Raw genomic sequence first — 15,963 nt, 5'->3', positions numbered from 1 at the left:
CGAAGAGCTTGACGAGACTCATTACGGCTTGAGGGAACGGCGGCATCGCCCGCGAAGCCGATGGCCGACGGACCGATTTCTTGCACGGCGCGGTCGACGACATCCTGCCGGCGCCCGGAAATGATGACCTGCGCCCCTTCGTCCGCGAACAGCCGAGCAGTCGCCTTGCCGATGCCGCTATTGCCGCCGGTGATGACGGCGACCTTGTCTTTGAGGTGTTGCATTGTTTATCTCTTTTCAAAGAGAAATTAGATAAACGCTGCCACCCTGCGTCATTAGATCATGGGCGGGCACATGACCTGTGCCGCGGAGGTGCAAATGCCGAACCTGCTCAAGGAGATGCCCGGATTGATGACTTTTGTGCGGACGGTAGAGGCCGGATCGTTCAGCGCCGCGGCCCGCGATCTGGCGACGACACCGTCAGCGGTGTCGAAGAGCGTGGCGGCTGGAAAAGAAGATTGGCGCCCGGCTGTTCCTGCGCTCCACGCGCGCCCTGATGCTTACCCAGGACGGGTAAGTTTTCTTCGACCGCGTTGCGCCGCCGTTGCGGGACCTGGATGAAAGTGAAGAGGCGATCAGGTCCGACGTTGCGCCCTCGGGTCGCTTGCGCATGCCTAGCGAAATGGCCCTCTACTGCTGCCGCGCCTCTTCGGACGCTTTGCAGCCGACTATCCGAACCTGCATCTGGAAGTCGGACTTACGGATCGGTTCGTCGATCTGATCAGGGAGGACTACGACGTTCCGCTGCGCGTAGGAAATCCCGCGCGGGGGGACCTCATGGTTCGTCACTTGGCCGACCTGCCGATGACGATCGTCGGGTCTCCGACGTTTCTGAAGACCTGGGGCAATCCTGCAACTGCCGAAGCGCTGGCGGCTCTGCCCTTCGCCCGCTATGCACTGGGTGGCATCACGCAGCCTCTGCGTTTGCCGGACGGGACGAGCTTCATTCCCTTCGGGCGCGTCGATTGCGACTCAGGGGCAGCACTCATTCAGGCTGCGCTCAGTGGGCTGGGAGCGGCCTATCTTCTGCGGTGTCTGGTCGCGAAAGACCTGGAAGGCGGCACACTTGTTTCACTCGCGGCGAAGTTTGCGTTCCCTAGCGCTCCCTTTAGTGCACTGCACGCCTTTGGCCGCACCGTGCCGTTGCGCGTAAAACGGGTCTGCGATTTCATCGCCCGCGAGGCAAAAGCCCTCGCGGCCATCTGAGCACCTGATGTTGGGTTGGTCAAAATCCACCGCCGGTCTCGCGCATCGCCGGGGGTAAGGTCTCCCGTGCCCTGATCAGATCGCCGATGGAACGGACCTCCATCTTGCGCATGACATTGGCCCGGTGCAGCTTGACCGTGACTTCGCTGATGCCGAGGTCGAAGGCGATCTGTTTGTTCAGGCGTCCGCGCGTCACTACCTCGCGTAGAACCTCGCGCTCGCGGGGCGTCAGCGTCCCTAAACGTTCAAGATTGCGCTTCACGACGATAGCTTCCGCGCGCCAGGCCCCATCCAACGCGATACCGGCTATCACTGCATCGAGCAGCGTCTGGTCTGACACCGGCTTGGTGAGAAAATCCACAGCGCCCGCCTTCATCGCTTGAACCGTCATCGGGATGTCGCCATGACCGGTCAGGAAAATGATGGGTTTGGCAATGCCACTCTCGGCCAGATGGTGCAGCAGGTGAAGCCCGCTTGCTCCTGGCATATGCATGTCCAGGATCAGGCAGCCCGGGCTATCCAATATATCGACGGCGTTGAGCACTTCACGGGTCGAGGCGAAACTGACGGGCTGAAAACCAGCCGAGAGGATCAACTCCGACAGAGCTTCCCGCACAGCTGCATCGTCGTCGACGATAATGACAACGGGTTCGGCTGCATTTTTCTTGTCCTGTGGTGCCAGGGGAGCTGATTTTCCGACCGACTAATTAATTCTCATGTTAACCTCCATCTCGATTTTTGCAAGCTTCGCTTATGGCGATGAGCAGGCCAGGGGCATCGAAGGGCTTGCGGAAGAAACCGCTGGTGCCCTGGGCGCGGCCCTGATCTGCGATTTCGTGACGGCCAGTAATCAGGAATACCGGCAATTCCGGACGCAGCTTTTTCAGCTGATCACGAAGTTCAAAGCCAGGGCGGTAGCCGGAAGGCCGCGCTTTGCAAGGTCGAGGAGTTCATAGCGATAGTCGAGGCCCTGAAGTACGCCTTCGCGCTCGTGCAGGGCAGGGGACTTCGACATCTGGATATCGGCGCCGATCAGCCCCACCAACACAGCTCGTTTCGTCGTTTCGTTTGGAACCGTCATGTGCATCGCCTTAATGATGAGCCAGGATTTCGCCGAGGAAGGCTTGGGTGCGCGGATGCGTCGGATTGCGGAAGAAAGTTTCCGGCGGCGCTTCTTCGATGATCTCGCCGGAGGCCATGAAGATCACGCGGTCGGCCACCTGCCGGGCAAAGCCCATTTCATGGATGACGCAGATCATCGTCATGCCTGTGTGAATCCGCCGATCAGATCCGCAGATATCCACTTCATCTCATGGATTTCCATGAGGTGCGGTTGGGCCGTGACCGGATTAGGGTGGGCGTATGATTCGCCAGGCCAGATATTGGAGAACAAGTGCTATAGGAAGCGCGCTGGTAGCCCTCAGGTTTTTTTGTCCGGCAGGAGAAGCCAATGATATGCGTCTGGTCGCACCGCCCCCAATTTTTGCATCTGGGATTTTTTGTCGTAGCCTATGTTCTGGGCTGCGGTTTCGCTCAGTCGCTAGCAATCGTACCCGGAACAGGTATTTCCATTTGGCCTCCGGGCGGGCTTTTAATGGCTACGCTTATCCTTGCTTCCAGGCACAGCTGGCCGTGGTGGGTGCTGGGGGGCCTTCTGGCGGAACTGTTTAGCAATTTCCTGTGGTTCCATAGTCCGTTGCCTGCCGCCGTCCTGATCTACGCCGGCAACGCTCTTGAAGCGGCGGCCGGCGCATGGCTGGTGATCCGGATCTGCGGGCGGCCGGTGCGGCTGGAAACCTTGCAGGAAGTTCTCGCATTCGTGGTACTGGGCGCTGGAATTGCGCCAGTCATAAGCGCTACGGTGGGAAGCGCGACACTTGCGTGGTTTGGCATACAATCGCAATCCTTCACAACTGCCTGGCCTCTTTGGTGGATCGGAGACGCAACCGGTGTCTTGATCGTGGCACCACTGGCGCTGGTCGTATTGCAGAACTGGCGCGGCAAGGCCCAGCTCTCGGTGGCGCAATGGATGGAAGCTTGTGTCCTGGGGCTGATCTTTCTTGGTGTCGCTGCCCTTTCCTTGAGCGGTTACCTGCCCTTCGCCTACATCATCATGCCGCCTCTTCTTTGGGCCGCAGTGCGCTTTGAGTTCAAAGGCGCCGCGGTCAGCTTAACTCTCCTCGCTATGATCACGGCAGTATTCACGATATCCGGCGCCAGTCAATTTGCCGGCGATCCTGAGTCCCAGAAGCATAAGCAGGTCATGCTGCAGCTTTTTCTGGCCGTCTCGGCATTTTCGGCGCTCATCGTGGCCGCCATATCCCGGCAGCATCAGCTGGCGGTGCTCACATTGCGCCAAAGCGTGGAGGAGTTGCGCGACCGGGAGCGGGAGTTATCGCAGCTCGTGAACATGGTTCCAGTCCAGATCAGGCGTCTGACGCCCGCAGGCGAGCCGACCTTCTTCAACAAGCGCTTGATTGACTTTTTCGGTCTGGATGTAGGGGATTTGGACAAGCCTGGCATGAGCCGGCTGGCTGCAATCATACAGAGCCTCGTCCATCCCGATGATGCAGTTAGCCTGCTACAGACGGCCCGCCACTCATTCGTTACCGGCGAGTCCTTCTCCATGAAATATCGCATGCGCCGTGCGGACGGCGCATATCGGTGGGTTGATGGCCGCGGAGAACCGCTGCGGGATCAACACGGAGCGATTGCGCAATGGTATGTAATTTCCATCGAAATCGACGATGAGATGCGCGCACAGGAAGCGCTCCGCGACCGGGAGCGGGAGCTCTCGCAGCTCGTGGATATGGTTCCGAGCCTGCTCTGGCGGTTAAGTCCGGAGGGCGAGCCGACCTTCTTCAACAAGCGCTTGATTGACTTTTTCGGTCTGGATGTAGGGGATTTGGACAAACCGGGCATGAGCCGGCTGGCAGCCATCATAGAAGCCGCCGTCCATCCCGATGATGCGGCCAGCCTTAGGGAAGCGCTCAACCATTCTTTCGTAACCGGAGAGCGCTTCTCCAAGACTTATCGCCTGCGGCGTGCGGATGGCGTCTACCGCTGGGTGGAAGGCAGCGCGGAGCCGCTGCTCGATGAGAGCGGGCGCATCCTCCAATGGTACGGCCTCTCCCATGACATCGACGATCAGCTGCGCGTCGAGGAGGCTCTGCGACGCAGCGAGCGGCAGCTTCAGCAACTCATTGACACAGTGCCAGTACAGATTTGGTGCGTAACGCCCGGGGGCGAGCCCGCATACATCAACAAGACCATGATGGATTATATCGGCCTGAAACTGGAGGATTTTGATGCCGAGCAAGGACTAGCCGGAGCAATTCAGGCCATCGTTCATCCTGACGACAGGATCCCTTTGGAGCGCGCCCTAACCCACTCCTTCAGCACGGGTGAAGCATTCGAGTTGAAATTTCGCAACCGCCGATGGGATGGTTCATACCGCTGGACAGAGGGGCGTGCGGATCCGCTCCGCGATGAGAGTGGCCGAATCATCCGGTGGTACGGCGCCAACGTCGATATCCACGATTTTGTGATTTCTCAGGAGGCGCTGCGCGAGAGAGAGCGCTCGCTATGGGAGCTCGTTGAAACGCTACCGGTAATGATCGATTGCGCTGCGCCCGACGGCGAGCCGTTATATCGCAGTCGACAGCTCCGCGAATTCCTCGGGTATGAGCTTGAAGAATTGGACGGAACCGGGAAGTCTCGCTTGGCCGGCACACTCGATGCCGGTGTTCATCCCGACGACGTGGCAGGGGTCAAAGAGAGATATGCCCATTCATTGTCCACCGGCGAGCCGTATGCCCGGAAGCACCGTCTGCGGCGCTTCGATGGCGAATATCGCTGGGTCGATACTCGTGCCGCGGCGATGCGCAACGCCGAAGGCGCCATCGTGCAGTGGAACGTCATCTGCCTGGACATCGACGGTGAGATTCGCGCGCAAGGAGAGCTGCGTCTGGCGCAAGAGAGCCTTGCGCGTGCGAGTCAGGCGGCGAGCCTTGCTGAGCTTTCGGCTTCTATAGCACACGAGGTAAACCAGCCGTTAGCGGCCGTCGTAGCGAACTCGCACGCCTGCCAGCGCTGGCTCACGGCTCAACCGCCAAATCTCGAGCGCGCGCAAAAGACGGTGGAGCGCATCATTCGTGACGCAAATGCCGCCGCCGACGTCGTGAGCCGCATCCGCGCCTTATTCAAGCAGTCGGTCGAAACGAGGCATGCCACGGCACTGGACAGCGTCATCGCGGATGCGCGTGACCTAACCGCTGAGGAGGCGGCGCGGCGGCGCGTCCGTATGGACGTTGATGTCGAAAGCAACCTTCCGCCTGTCACGCTCGATCGGGTCCAGATCCAGCAGGTTCTCGTCAATCTTATTCGCAACGGCATGGAGGCCATGGATACCATTACGACTGACAGAGTTCTTCGGATCCGCGCGCGGCGGAGGGGGCACGCGGTCGAGACCGAGATCAGTGATCTCGGTCGGGGCGTCGAATCTCCTGACAAGATATTCGAGCCGTTCTTTACGACGAAAGCGCACGGGATGGGCATGGGGCTCGCGATCTGTCGTTCGATTGTCGAGTCTCACGGCGGACGGCTGTGGGCGGAGAAGAACCAACCGCATGGAGCGACCTTCGTCTTCACTTTACCCGATGAAGTGGGAGCAGAGTGATGGCGACGGACGATCAAATCGCCTTCATCGTGGATGACGATGAACGCATGCGAGAGGCGCTCAGCGAGCTGCTTGCCTCCCACGGCATGCGCGCCATCGCGTTCGGATCGGCCGGCGATTATGTCAGCGCGGACAAGCCGGACGTCCCTGCCTGCCTCATCCTCGACGTTGAATTGCCGGATATCAACGGCCTCGATCTGCAGAGGCAGATCGCCGCGGGCGAACATCCGCCGATCGTTTTCATAACAGGGCATGGTGACATCCCGTCCTCGGTGCGCGCGATCAAGCACGGCGCCGTGGATTTTCTAACTAAGCCCTTCAGTGATTCGGACCTCATGGCCGCAATCGATGCGGCGATCGCCCAGGATCGGGAAAAGAGATCAGAACGCGCCGACGTCGGCGCGCTGAGGCAACGCTATTTAGACCTGACGCCGCGCGAACGTGAGGTGCTGCCGCTCGTGGTGAGTGGTCTTCTCAACAAGCAGGCCGCCGCGGAGCTGGGGATCAGCGAGGTCACGCTGGAAATCCATAGAAGGAATGTGATGCACAAAATGGCAGCGGCGTCGCTCGCTGATCTCGTACGTATCGCGGAGCGATTGGAAATACCGATCACCCACTCGCGCCGAGCAGGAGGGAGTGGAGCGTGAGCAAGCGAAGACCTGTCGTGGCGATTGTTGATGACGATCCAAGACTGCTCGAGTCGCTGGAGGACCTTCTGGAGTCCGCGGGCTATGCTGCCCACAGCTTCTCGTCCGCGGGGTCGCTACTCATCAGCGGGCTGTCGGGCGTGGACTTGCTCATCACCGACATCGGGATGCCAGGCATGGACGGCTTTGAACTTCGTGATTGGGTGAAGAAGGTGCGGCCGCTGCTGCCGGTGTTCCTGATCACCGGCCGCCACGAGATTGCGGATCAGGATCGCGCCCGCGGCATCAGCGGGTTTTTCCGCAAGCCCTTCGATGCCGAGGCCTTGCTGGCTGCCGTGGACAACGCCTTAACCAATCGAAACATGGAGGATGATCATGAGAGTTGACCAGTCGTTCGTCGGGAGATTGGCGCCCCTGTCACAGCAGAGCAAAAGCGAAGCAGAGCAGCCGCTCGTCATCATTGTCGATGACGATGCGTCCATGCGGGAGGCGCTGTCGGAGTTGATCCTGTCGGCCGGATTCCAGCCTGTTTGCTTTGCCTCGACCGGGGAAATGCTGGACACCAACGTCTTGGACAGCCCCGGCTGCTTGATCCTCGATGTTCGCATGCCACGAGTGAGCGGTCTGGACCTGCAGCATCATCTGGCCCAAAATGGCAGCCTCACGCCAATCATCTTCCTGACCGGGCATGGCGACATTCCGATGACCGTCCAGGCGATGAAGGCCGGCGCCGTGGACTTTCTCACGAAGCCCGTGCGGGACCAAACGCTGCTTGACGCTGTGATTAGGGGCATTGCGATGGATGTTGCGCGGCGGGAGGAATCCGTGATCGTCAAGCGCAACGTCGAACGCCTTCATTCGCTGACGCCACGCGAGCGCGAAGTTCTGTATGAAGTGGCGCGCGGACGCCTCAACAAACAGATCGCCTTCGACTTCGGCATCAGTGAAGTGACCGTAAAGCTGCATCGCGGCAATGTCATGCGCAAGATGGAGGTCGCTTCCGTCGGCGAGCTGATCCGGGCATGGGAAACGCTGCCCGCGTCGATGCGCGAGTTCGGCGCGAACTAGGGTACTGTTGCGCCGCTGCGAAAGCCGCGAAGGGCCACTTGCTGCCGTGAGCAAATGCAGCACTATCCGAACCACGCCATGGTAGATCAGCGGTTTGCGGCCGAAGAGCAAAACGGGTGGGGAAACCCTATGTACCGCCCATGACACGCCGCTTGAATGCCGGATCGATCCCGAGCAGAAACCCCCACAAATGCATGCCGCCGGAGCACAACCGGTGCGGCGCGGAGATGATCGACCTGCTCACGGTAGAGAAGCCGAAGCCTAAGCCGGTGACGGGCGGCGTCGTACGAGGCAGCGATCGACCAGTTGTTCAAACGCATGCGGTCGCCTAGATCGTTTCATCGTTTCATGGAAACAGTAAAAGATCTTCGCGGTTCGCGGCCATGCCACATATCCAGACCATCGAATGCAGGTGTTAGGCACAATCGCTGGGGTTATTGATATCTTTTTGGCACTAGGGCGTGGGGTCATCAACGTTGTGAATACGCGCCCTAGTGCGGCCCTGATCCGGCTAAGAGGTCAGTAGTCCCAGAATAGCGGTACCCAACGAAAGGCGTCGCCGTCGACCGCCACATGGCCGACGGATGGGAACGGCAGGTGAGTGGCCACCAGCAGTTCGCCGCTCGCCGCCAGCTCCCGCAAGAGACGGACCCGAACGCGCGCCGCCTCCTCGGGGTCATGTTCGAAGCCGTTGAACCAGTCGGGGTGCTCGAACCCGACCGCGAACACGGCGTCGCCGGCGAACATCAGCCGGTCGCCGCCGGACGCGAGGCGCACCACGCTGTGCCCCGGGGTGTGGCCGCCGGTGCGGGTGACGACCACCCCCGGTGCAACCTCGTGCTCCTCCTCAAACGTTTGCAGATTGCTGCGGTACTCTTCCGCGAACCGCTTGGCCGCCGCCCGCAGCGCGTCCGGGAACCCCTGCGGCATGGAGACGTGGGAGAAATCGGGGTGCGTCCAAAACTCCACCTCGGCGGCCGCCACGTGGATTCGCAGATCCGGACGCAGCTGGTCCTTCACGCCGTCGACGAGCAGCATGCCAATATGGTCCATGTGCATATGGGTAAGCACCACGTCGGTGACGGACGCAAGATGGATGCCGGCGGCCTCCAATCTATGCGCCAACTGCCCGGCTCGCGGCAAGTTTAAGTTCGGGTCGTCCCCCAGCCCAGCATCGATAAGTATGGTCCGGCCGCCGCTACGTACCACGACCACGTTCAGCCCCCAATCGAGCGTGTCAGTGGGCAGGAAATTGTAATCCAGCCAGGCCGCCCGCACAGCCGGCTCGGCGTTGTGGCCCAACATCGCGCCCGGCAGCGTTAGCACACCATCGCTGACCACTAGTACATCAATCTCGCCGATCCGCAGCGCGTAGCGTGACGGAACCAAGTCGTCGGTACCCATTCGAACAGAGTGTGGGGTAAGTTCGAAATCCATGTTAGCTCTCCTTCTCACCGCCGCCTTAGACGCGGCATCTAAGACGCTATGTCGAGCCGTGTTTGCGATCTATGGGGTCAAGAGGTAGTACGAGCCATACCTCGGTATAGGTTCTGTCGCCACGATCGCGGCAACACGCGCTGGAGGTCAGCGACTGAATAGATCAGCTGAGATGCAACGGTTCAGTTATGACCCAGCTTGATTCGCTCGTCGGCCTTCCACCGACCCGATACCGCACCTGCTGGCCGCACCTGCCAGACTGGAATTGGTATAGAAGAGATCATATTTCGATAACGGTTCTGGCTCACTTCCAAAAGCGCTTGGAGATCGTGCAGGGGGCCTATTCCCCGCCGTTTGCACAATAGCCAGGCCATTTTGGGAGGTGACTGGAGCCCAGGCTTGGCGAGCTCGTCAAATTACGTGCCTCGCAGATCAATGGCTGCGCCTTTTGTATCTACATGCATGCGAGCGATCCTCGCTCACATGGCGAAACCAAAATGCGGGTTTACATGCTCGACGCATGGCGAGAGCCGCCGCTCTATAGGAAATTGAACCGGGAAAGGGTTAAACGCTTCCTCGCGCCCGGCGGCAACACTCGTATCACCCGTTCCTGGACTAGACTTGAGGATGGGTCGACTAAACCCGGCGATTAGAACTTTACGCTCCTTGCACGATAGAATGGATCTGTCGCTCCCGGCATTGTTCGAAGCGTTCGAAATGATCCGAAACTTTCATTTTTGAGGACATCCGTTATGAAAATTGTTGTGATCGGCGGGACCGGCCTTATCGGTTCAAAGACTGTTGCGCGGTTGCGGGCCAAGGGACACGACGTTCTGGCTGCCTCACCAAACTCCGGGGTAAATACGATCACCGGCGAAGGTCTTGCTGAAGCGCTGACAGGTTGCGACGTCGTGCTTGATCTCGCCAACTCGCCTTCTTTCGAAGACAAAGCGGTTCTGGAATTCTTCGAAACGGCTGGCCATAATCTGCTGGCGGCCGAAGCAAAGGCCGGAGTGAAGCATCATATTGCCCTATCCATTGTAGGAACGGAAAGGCTGCCAGAAAGCGGCTATATGAGGGCCAAACTTGCCCAGGAAAAACTCATCAAAGCTTCGCCGATCCCTTACACAATCGTCCATTCCACGCAGTTCTTCGAATTCCTGCAGGGCATTGCCGATGAAGCAACTGTCGGTACCGTCGCGCGGCTCTCGCCTGCATCTTTCCAGCCTATCGCATCGGACGACGTTGCCGATGCCATGGCCGACGTTGTCCTCTGCAGGCCGCTCAACGGCACGATCGAGATTGCGGGTCCCGAGCGCGCTCCCATGAACGAGATCGTTGCGCGGTATCTGAAAGCAAGCAATGACCCGCGGACTGTCGAAGCTGATGTTCATGCTCGTTATTTCGGCACTAAACTGAATGACCAGTCGCTGGTGCCTGCCGACGGTGCACGGCTCGGCAAGATCGGCTTTGAGGAATGGTTCCGACAGTCCCGGCAGCCGAAGTAAGCCCAGGCATCGAACAACGTGTTGTTCGAGCTCGAAACGCATTTATGCAAACAATTCAACAAACTAAAAGGATTTCGACGATGAAAGCAGTTCTCTTCTCGCTTTTTGTCTCCGCGACCGCTTCTCTACTTGGCACCCTGCCCGGCATTGCGGCTGAAAATGGTGCAAAGGTCACATCCCTCATGCAAAAGGATCTTCCAAATTATCCTGGCAAGGAAGGGCTAATGATATCGGTCGAGTATGGGCCGGGAGGTTCAGACCCTATCCACAGGCACGACGCAAATGCATTCGTCTACGTTCTGGAAGGCTCCATTGTGATGCAGGTGAAAGGTGAAAAAGAAGTCACCTTGTCGCCAGGGGAGACTTACTATGAAGGCCCTTCCGACATTCACTTGGTCAGTCGCAACGCGAGCACGTCCAAACCGGCGAAATTTATCGTTGTGCTGCTGAAGAACAAGGATGCTCCGGTCGTCATGCCGGTGAAGTAATATTCCGTACGGACGGCACGCCCAGCGGAACCGAGGACTCATCCGACCGGCTCAAGCCCGCCGAGCCGAAGGGGTGCTTGCTCGCCGCGTGGGAATGCTACCGCGCCACCGCGTGGGTTTACCCGAATGGCGGCTGTCGCCCAGAAAGGCTCTTGCCTATGCCGCAGCATTGCATCGCGTGGAGCGACTGGGTATCGACGCCGAAGATGGAGGCGCACTACGGGATCCGCATCGACCTCATCTACTACTATTGGCCCGGATCGTGGATACAGAACCGTCCCGGCTTCATGACCGGCTCCGGTCTGCCGATGCGATTTGCCGATCTCGATGGCAGCATGATCGACGTCTACCAGGCGGCGTCGCATCTGGTGAACGAGAGCGGCATGCGCTTCCCGTCAGCCATCGAGACACAGCTTGACCGGGCGCTGGGGCCTCAAGTTATTATGGCGCGTTCGGGACGCATTACGACTTCACCGACGATTTCGACAGACAATTGACGAGGGCTGCGAAAGCCCGCGGCGTGCCGCTGGTCTCGGTGCAACAATTGCTCGATTGGACCGAGGGCCACAACAACTCGCACTTCGGGCAGATCGCCTGGACGGTACCGTCCTTACCTTCGAGGCGTTGGTCGACCGGCGAACCGGAACGATGTTGCGCGGAATGGTCCCGGCGCGAACCAGAGGCAAAGAGCTATTCGCGATCAGCCGCGACGGCTTGCCCGTGGACCATGATACCGAGACCATTAAAGGGGTTGCCTACGCGATGTTTCCTTTCCAGCCCGGCGTCTATCGGCTGGTCTATGGCGGGCGCCAAATCAGCGATGCAAGTTCTATCAGGTGATTCCGGCGGTGCTGCGAGGTCCGGCGACCGTATCGCCCCCGGCCGACTAGCGTCGCAACGAGCCGGTCGGAGCCGATGAACTGGCCCGCGAGACCGGGCAGCCAGTCGCGACCCCGTTGGCCTGATCGTGCCTATGCTGGAGCGGTTCATCGCGACTGATCGGGGATTCGCCAAGGCTCGCCGCACCTCGATCTAAATTGAAGCTGCGGATCGCTGTGGTTCGCCTCGACATGGATGAGGGCGCTCTCCACCTTGTCATCACGGATAATCCCGGGTCTGTTGCTTGCAGATGAGGATGATGACAACCGCGCCGTTCAGGGGCGGTACCCAAGGTCGGGGTGGCGCGGGGTTTCAGCGATGCTTCGGCCACATGCCCTTCGGATGCACCGATCCCTGATATACGTTTGATCTACACCTCCTAGACCCCGGTATGATTTACGTCTCCATTGCGAATGGAGATAACGAACCACATCAGAACCGGAACAGACATGAGGAGACGACCATGAGTATGGACAATACCTCACACCCCGATAGACCGAAACGAATGGCCGGTATGGAGGCGACCATGGACGTATATGAGGCAGTCACAAGCCGCCGGGCGGTGCGCGGATTCAAAAACGAGCCTGTGTCGAGGGCGGTGCTTGAGCGCGTGCTGTCCGCTGCAGCTTGGTCGCCGTCCGGATCGAACATCCAGCCGTGGAACACTTACGTGTTGACTGGTCCGCCGCTTGTCGAGCTCAAGACGTCCGCCATCGAGCGTGTGGCCCACGGCGACCATTGGGACGAGCGGCAGTATGAGATGTACCCGCCGGTGCTGAAATCCCCGTACGGGGAGCGCCGATCTGCCTTTGGCAAGGAGCGCTACAGCGCGCTTGGCATAGCGCGCGAGGACTGGGAGGCCCGCCAGCGGGCAGCCATCGCCAACTGGAACTGTTTTGGCGCGCCCGCCGCTCTGTTTTGCTACATCGACCGCGACCTGGGCCGGCCCCAATGGGCCGACGTCGGCATGTATCTTCAGACCGTCATGCTGCTGCTCCGGGCCGAAGGATTGCACAGTTGCCCGCAGATGGCATGGTCGCAGGTTCGCGAGACGGTCGCGGAGGTCCTGTCACCCCCGGACGGGCTCATCCTCTTCTGCGGCATGTCGATCGGGTACGAGGATATCACCGCAAGTTCCGCCCGTACAGGCCGCGCCCCGCTCCACGAGACGGTCACGTTCGTCGGCGGTTAGCTACTTGGGCTCAAAAGGACAAGAGACCCTTCTATGAATCTGAAGTATGATACTTCCTTTATCATGCGTGATATTGGAGAACGCCATGACCACACATAAAGTAGGCTATTTCATCGGCAGCCTCGCCAAGGCCTCGATCAATCGCAAGCTCGCCAAGGCGTTGGTGCGGTTTGCCCCGCCCGAACTTGAAATGTCGGAGATATCCTTCAAGGACCTGCCGCTCTACAGCTACGACTATGACGCCGACTACCCGCCGGCTGGCAAGGCATTCAAGGCGGCAATCGCGGCCGTCGACGCCGTGCTGTTCGTCACGCCCGAATATAATCGATCCATACCTGGCGGGCTGAAAAACGCAATCGACTGGGCTAGCCGCCCCTACGGCACCAACTCGTTCACACGCAAGCCGTCAGCGGTGATCGGCACCTCGCCGGGCGCCATAGGCACAGCAGTCGCCCAGCAGAATTTGCGCAGCGTGCTTAGCTTCTGCAACTCTCCCCAAATGAATGCCCCGGAAGCCTACATCCAGTTCACACCAGGGCTGATCACCGATGACGGTGAGGTCATGAATGACACCACCGCTGATTTCCTTCGCACTTTCATGCAGGACTTCCATGTCTTCATCGCAAGGGTTCGCTCAGTGCTGCCGAAAGATGCCTAGCGGGCTTTGAAAAAGGCCCTGGCGTGAAGACTTTGGTCGTGATTCACTGGCTTTGTCGAGATTCGGAGTTGACGCCGAGGAAGATCAGCCCAAGGACGCAGGCTTCTGCCCATCGGGCCGCCGAGAACTCAGTCTTGTCGCCAGTTCTGGATCACGATCAACGCCAGCGGTGCAACGATCAAGGCGCCGGTGGCGTCTCCGATCCACCAGCGGCCAGGCGCCGGCGAAGCCTTGCGAAAATATTCCGAACCAGGCGAGTGTCGCGCTTCCCACGGTCGCGCTCACCAGCGGTGCAACTCCCGCGCACAGCACGACGAAAGCGAGAACCTCCTGCAACGTTTCCAATCGGATCGATCGCTTCAAGGCCCAATTGACCAGCAAGGCACCGACCACCGCCTCGAGGGCGTTGCCGACATATATCAAAAAGGCGGCAGGCAAAGGGCTGTGGAACCACAGGAGATTGCTGAGCAGCTCGGCGAAACATCCCGCTAGCACCCACCATGGCCAGCTCTGCCTCGGAACCAGAACGAGCGTGGCAATGAAAAGCCCGCTCGGAGACCAAATGGAAATACCGGTTCCGGGAACGATTGCGAGAGCCTGAGCGAAACCGCAGCCCAGAACGTAGGCCACGATAAAAAGACAAAGATGCCGAGGGTGGGGACGATACGGCCAGACGGGCATCATCGGCTGCTCCTGCAGAACAAATAAAACCTGAGATCGCTAGCGTTTCGAGCGATTTAATCTCGATATTGGCGCTGGGGGTCCCGCGTCGCACCCTAGTCTGGTGCGACGCCGCAACTTGTAGAAATCCATTTGGCACCGTTCCGCCCACTTGGGAAAGGACGTCGAGCCTCAATCAATGGCCCCGAGATGTTGCGCCGCACCAGCTTGCCAGACGACTGACGCCGTCGAAGCAGTCGAGAACCACGTGAACGACGATCCCGAAGACCAGGATGTCCTTGAGGATCATTGCCGGACGTTTCTCTCGCGGCTGCATCCAACAAACCGGCGAAACCCCGGGCGATTGCCGCATGCGCAGCAATTGCTCTGCAGCGGCAGCAATCGTTCTGGCGCAGCCGCAGATCGGTTTCGATAGATCATTAGAGGACACGCCAGCAGTGAGTGTGTCGCCGATCGCTAAAGACTTCACCCGCATTGACCGCGCTCCCGTCCAGGAAGCGTGAGCCACCAAGGATCTAGCACCAAGATAGAACGCAGGAGTTTTCAAAGATGAACCAGATGATCGACAACCCTCAGGAGGCAAGCATGAAAGCGGACAACACCTCACACCCCGGTAGAACGGGACCCGAAGAGCTGGTTCCGTCGCGCTACGCGGTGCGGATCGGCGAGATTGACGTGCTGGTGGTCAGCGATGGGGTGCTACCGCTCCCAACCGCTATGTTGGGCCACAACGCTGACCCGGCCGCCCGGGCCGCCTGGCTGGGCGACATGTTCCTGCCGCCGGATGCCTTCGACTGGGCGCTGAACGTGGTCGTGGTGCGTAGCGGCGGGCAGACCATCCTTATCGACGCTGGGCTAGGATTGGACCCGGACTTGAACTTGCCGCGGGCCGGGCAGTTGATGAAGCGACTGGGGGCCGCCGGCATCGATCTTGGATCCGTGACCGACGTGGTGCTGACCCACATGCACATGGACCACGTTGGCGGGCTGCTCGTCGACGGGGTGAAGGAACGGTTGAATCCGGACCTGCGGATCCATGTGGCCGCTGCCGAGGTCAAATTTTGGGAGTCGCCCGATTTTTCCCACGTCTCGATGCCTGCGGGCTTCCCTGACGCGCTGCGGGCGGCCGCCAAACGGTTCAGCAAAGATTACCAGAGCCAGCTGCGGCTGTTCGAGGATGAGCATGAAGTGGCGCCGGGCGTGGTCGTCTCTCGAACCGGCGGCCACACCCCCGGGCACAGCGTGGTCCGTGTGGCCTCAGGCAACGACCGTCTAATGTTTGCCGGCGACGCCGTGTTCGCGGTCGGGTTCGACCACCCCGACTGGCACAACGGTTTCGAACATGACCCCGAGGAGGCTGCCCGCGTTCGGGTCCGGCTTTTGCGGGAGCTTGCAGCGACCGGCGAACTGCTGGTGGCAACTCATATGCCGTTTCCTTCTGTTGGCCATGTCGCGGTCGACGGCGACGCCTTTCGTTGGGTCCCGGTCTTCTGGGACTACTGACCGCATGATGAATTAAGG

At 59.8% G+C, this 15,963-nt stretch carries 13 protein-coding genes and 8 pseudogenes; 13 read left to right on the top strand and 8 right to left on the bottom strand.

The genetic code is table 11. The features are described from left to right. Nucleotides 1-38 precede the first annotated feature (38 nt). Nucleotides 39-224 (bottom strand): annotated as a pseudogene (locus tag A3C3_RS0101700) (SDR family NAD(P)-dependent oxidoreductase); the annotation flags it as partial. A gap of 58 nt (nt 225-282) precedes the next feature. Between A3C3_RS0101700 and A3C3_RS41070 the strand changes: the two are divergent. Further along, nucleotides 283-1,206 (top strand): annotated as a pseudogene (locus A3C3_RS41070) (LysR family transcriptional regulator). Between the two features lie 19 nt (nt 1,207-1,225). Here A3C3_RS41070 and A3C3_RS0101690 read toward each other — a convergent pair. The 4 genes and pseudogenes from A3C3_RS0101690 to glnQ form a co-directional block, all read right to left on the bottom strand. Continuing rightward, nucleotides 1,226-1,888, bottom strand: a complete 663-nt coding sequence (locus tag A3C3_RS0101690) for a response regulator transcription factor (protein ID WP_167521931.1) — start codon at nt 1,886-1,888, stop codon at nt 1,226-1,228. Between the two features lie 37 nt (nt 1,889-1,925). Further along, nucleotides 1,926-2,114: pseudogene (locus A3C3_RS46575) on the bottom strand (response regulator); the annotation flags it as partial. After that, nucleotides 2,114-2,287, bottom strand: a pseudogene (locus tag A3C3_RS44945) (shikimate dehydrogenase); the annotation flags it as partial. The pseudogenes A3C3_RS44945 and A3C3_RS46575, both read right to left, overlap by 1 nt. Before the next feature lie 10 nt (nt 2,288-2,297). Then, nucleotides 2,298-2,474: pseudogene (glnQ, locus tag A3C3_RS43055) on the bottom strand (glutamine ABC transporter ATP-binding protein GlnQ); the annotation flags it as partial. 182 nt (nt 2,475-2,656) lie between these two features. Between glnQ and A3C3_RS0101675 the strand changes: the two are divergent. The 4 genes from A3C3_RS0101675 to A3C3_RS0101660 are packed head-to-tail and all read left to right on the top strand — an operon-like array spanning nt 2,657 to nt 7,599. Beyond that, a complete protein-coding gene (locus tag A3C3_RS0101675) occupies nt 2,657-5,884 on the top strand; it encodes an MASE1 domain-containing protein (protein WP_022712887.1) in 3,228 nt (1,075 codons plus the stop codon). Continuing rightward, nucleotides 5,884-6,531, top strand: coding sequence for a response regulator transcription factor (locus tag A3C3_RS0101670; RefSeq protein ID WP_022712886.1), 648 nt, complete (start codon nt 5,884-5,886; stop codon nt 6,529-6,531). Before A3C3_RS0101675 ends, A3C3_RS0101670 begins: the two co-directional genes overlap by 1 nt. After that, nucleotides 6,528-6,917, top strand: a complete 390-nt coding sequence (locus tag A3C3_RS0101665; RefSeq protein WP_022712885.1) for a response regulator — start codon at nt 6,528-6,530, stop codon at nt 6,915-6,917. Before A3C3_RS0101670 ends, A3C3_RS0101665 begins: the two co-directional genes overlap by 4 nt. After that, on the top strand, nt 6,907-7,599 hold the full coding sequence (locus A3C3_RS0101660; protein WP_022712884.1) for a response regulator transcription factor: 693 nt from the start codon (nt 6,907-6,909) through the stop codon (nt 7,597-7,599). The genes A3C3_RS0101665 and A3C3_RS0101660 overlap by 11 nt, the downstream gene beginning before the upstream one ends. Before the next feature lie 519 nt (nt 7,600-8,118). Here A3C3_RS0101660 and A3C3_RS0101650 read toward each other — a convergent pair. Further along, the gene (locus tag A3C3_RS0101650; protein ID WP_022712882.1) at nt 8,119-9,036 is read right to left on the bottom strand and encodes an MBL fold metallo-hydrolase; all 918 of its coding nucleotides are present in this window, start codon (nt 9,034-9,036) and stop codon (nt 8,119-8,121) included. Nucleotides 9,037-9,422: 386 nt separating this feature from the next. Here A3C3_RS0101650 and A3C3_RS43050 point away from each other — a divergent pair. From A3C3_RS43050 to A3C3_RS0101620, 7 genes and pseudogenes are all read left to right on the top strand, one after another. After that, nucleotides 9,423-9,599 (top strand): annotated as a pseudogene (locus A3C3_RS43050) (carboxymuconolactone decarboxylase family protein); the annotation flags it as partial. Nucleotides 9,600-9,788: 189 nt separating this feature from the next. After that, nucleotides 9,789-10,544 (top strand): SDR family oxidoreductase, encoded by a 756-nt coding sequence (locus A3C3_RS0101645; RefSeq protein WP_022712881.1) that lies wholly within the window; start codon nt 9,789-9,791, stop codon nt 10,542-10,544. A gap of 80 nt (nt 10,545-10,624) precedes the next feature. Further along, complete coding sequence (locus tag A3C3_RS0101640; RefSeq protein ID WP_022712880.1) at nt 10,625-11,032, top strand: cupin domain-containing protein; 408 nt, start codon at nt 10,625-10,627, stop codon at nt 11,030-11,032. Between the two features lie 158 nt (nt 11,033-11,190). After that, on the top strand, nt 11,191-11,529 hold the full coding sequence (locus A3C3_RS46570) for a hypothetical protein (RefSeq protein WP_022712879.1): 339 nt from the start codon (nt 11,191-11,193) through the stop codon (nt 11,527-11,529). Between the two features lie 414 nt (nt 11,530-11,943). Then, a pseudogene (locus tag A3C3_RS43040) lies at nt 11,944-12,068 on the top strand (DUF2274 domain-containing protein); the annotation flags it as partial. Nucleotides 12,069-12,437: 369 nt separating this feature from the next. Continuing rightward, nucleotides 12,438-13,103, top strand: a complete 666-nt coding sequence (locus tag A3C3_RS0101625) for a nitroreductase (protein WP_028739308.1) — start codon at nt 12,438-12,440, stop codon at nt 13,101-13,103. An 85-nt stretch (nt 13,104-13,188) separates the two neighbouring features. Next, nucleotides 13,189-13,761 carry an NADPH-dependent FMN reductase gene (locus tag A3C3_RS0101620; RefSeq protein WP_022712876.1) on the top strand — a complete coding sequence of 191 codons (573 nt, stop codon included), beginning with the start codon at nt 13,189-13,191 and terminating at the stop codon, nt 13,759-13,761. A gap of 70 nt (nt 13,762-13,831) precedes the next feature. Here A3C3_RS0101620 and A3C3_RS0101615 read toward each other — a convergent pair. Together A3C3_RS0101615 and A3C3_RS44940 are read right to left on the bottom strand one after the other, a co-directional pair. Beyond that, nucleotides 13,832-14,445 (bottom strand): annotated as a pseudogene (locus A3C3_RS0101615) (MASE1 domain-containing protein); the annotation flags it as partial. Nucleotides 14,446-14,617: 172 nt separating this feature from the next. Then, nucleotides 14,618-14,917: a hypothetical protein gene (locus tag A3C3_RS44940; protein ID WP_156890769.1), complete on the bottom strand. Its 300-nt coding sequence runs from the start codon at nt 14,915-14,917 to the stop codon at nt 14,618-14,620. 74 nt (nt 14,918-14,991) lie between these two features. Here A3C3_RS44940 and A3C3_RS0101605 point away from each other — a divergent pair, with 74 nt between their 5' ends. Further along, a complete protein-coding gene (locus A3C3_RS0101605) occupies nt 14,992-15,945 on the top strand; it encodes an MBL fold metallo-hydrolase (protein ID WP_022712873.1) in 954 nt (317 codons plus the stop codon). The last annotated feature ends 18 nt before the right edge of the window (nt 15,946-15,963 follow it).

Origin of the sequence: Rhizobium mongolense USDA 1844 (assembly GCF_000419765.1) — a bacterium.
GTDB classification, from domain to species: Bacteria; Pseudomonadota; Alphaproteobacteria; order Rhizobiales; family Rhizobiaceae; genus Rhizobium; species Rhizobium mongolense.
The sequence above is the reverse complement of the archived record's forward strand: the minus strand, read 5'-3'. Positions and strand labels throughout refer to the sequence as shown.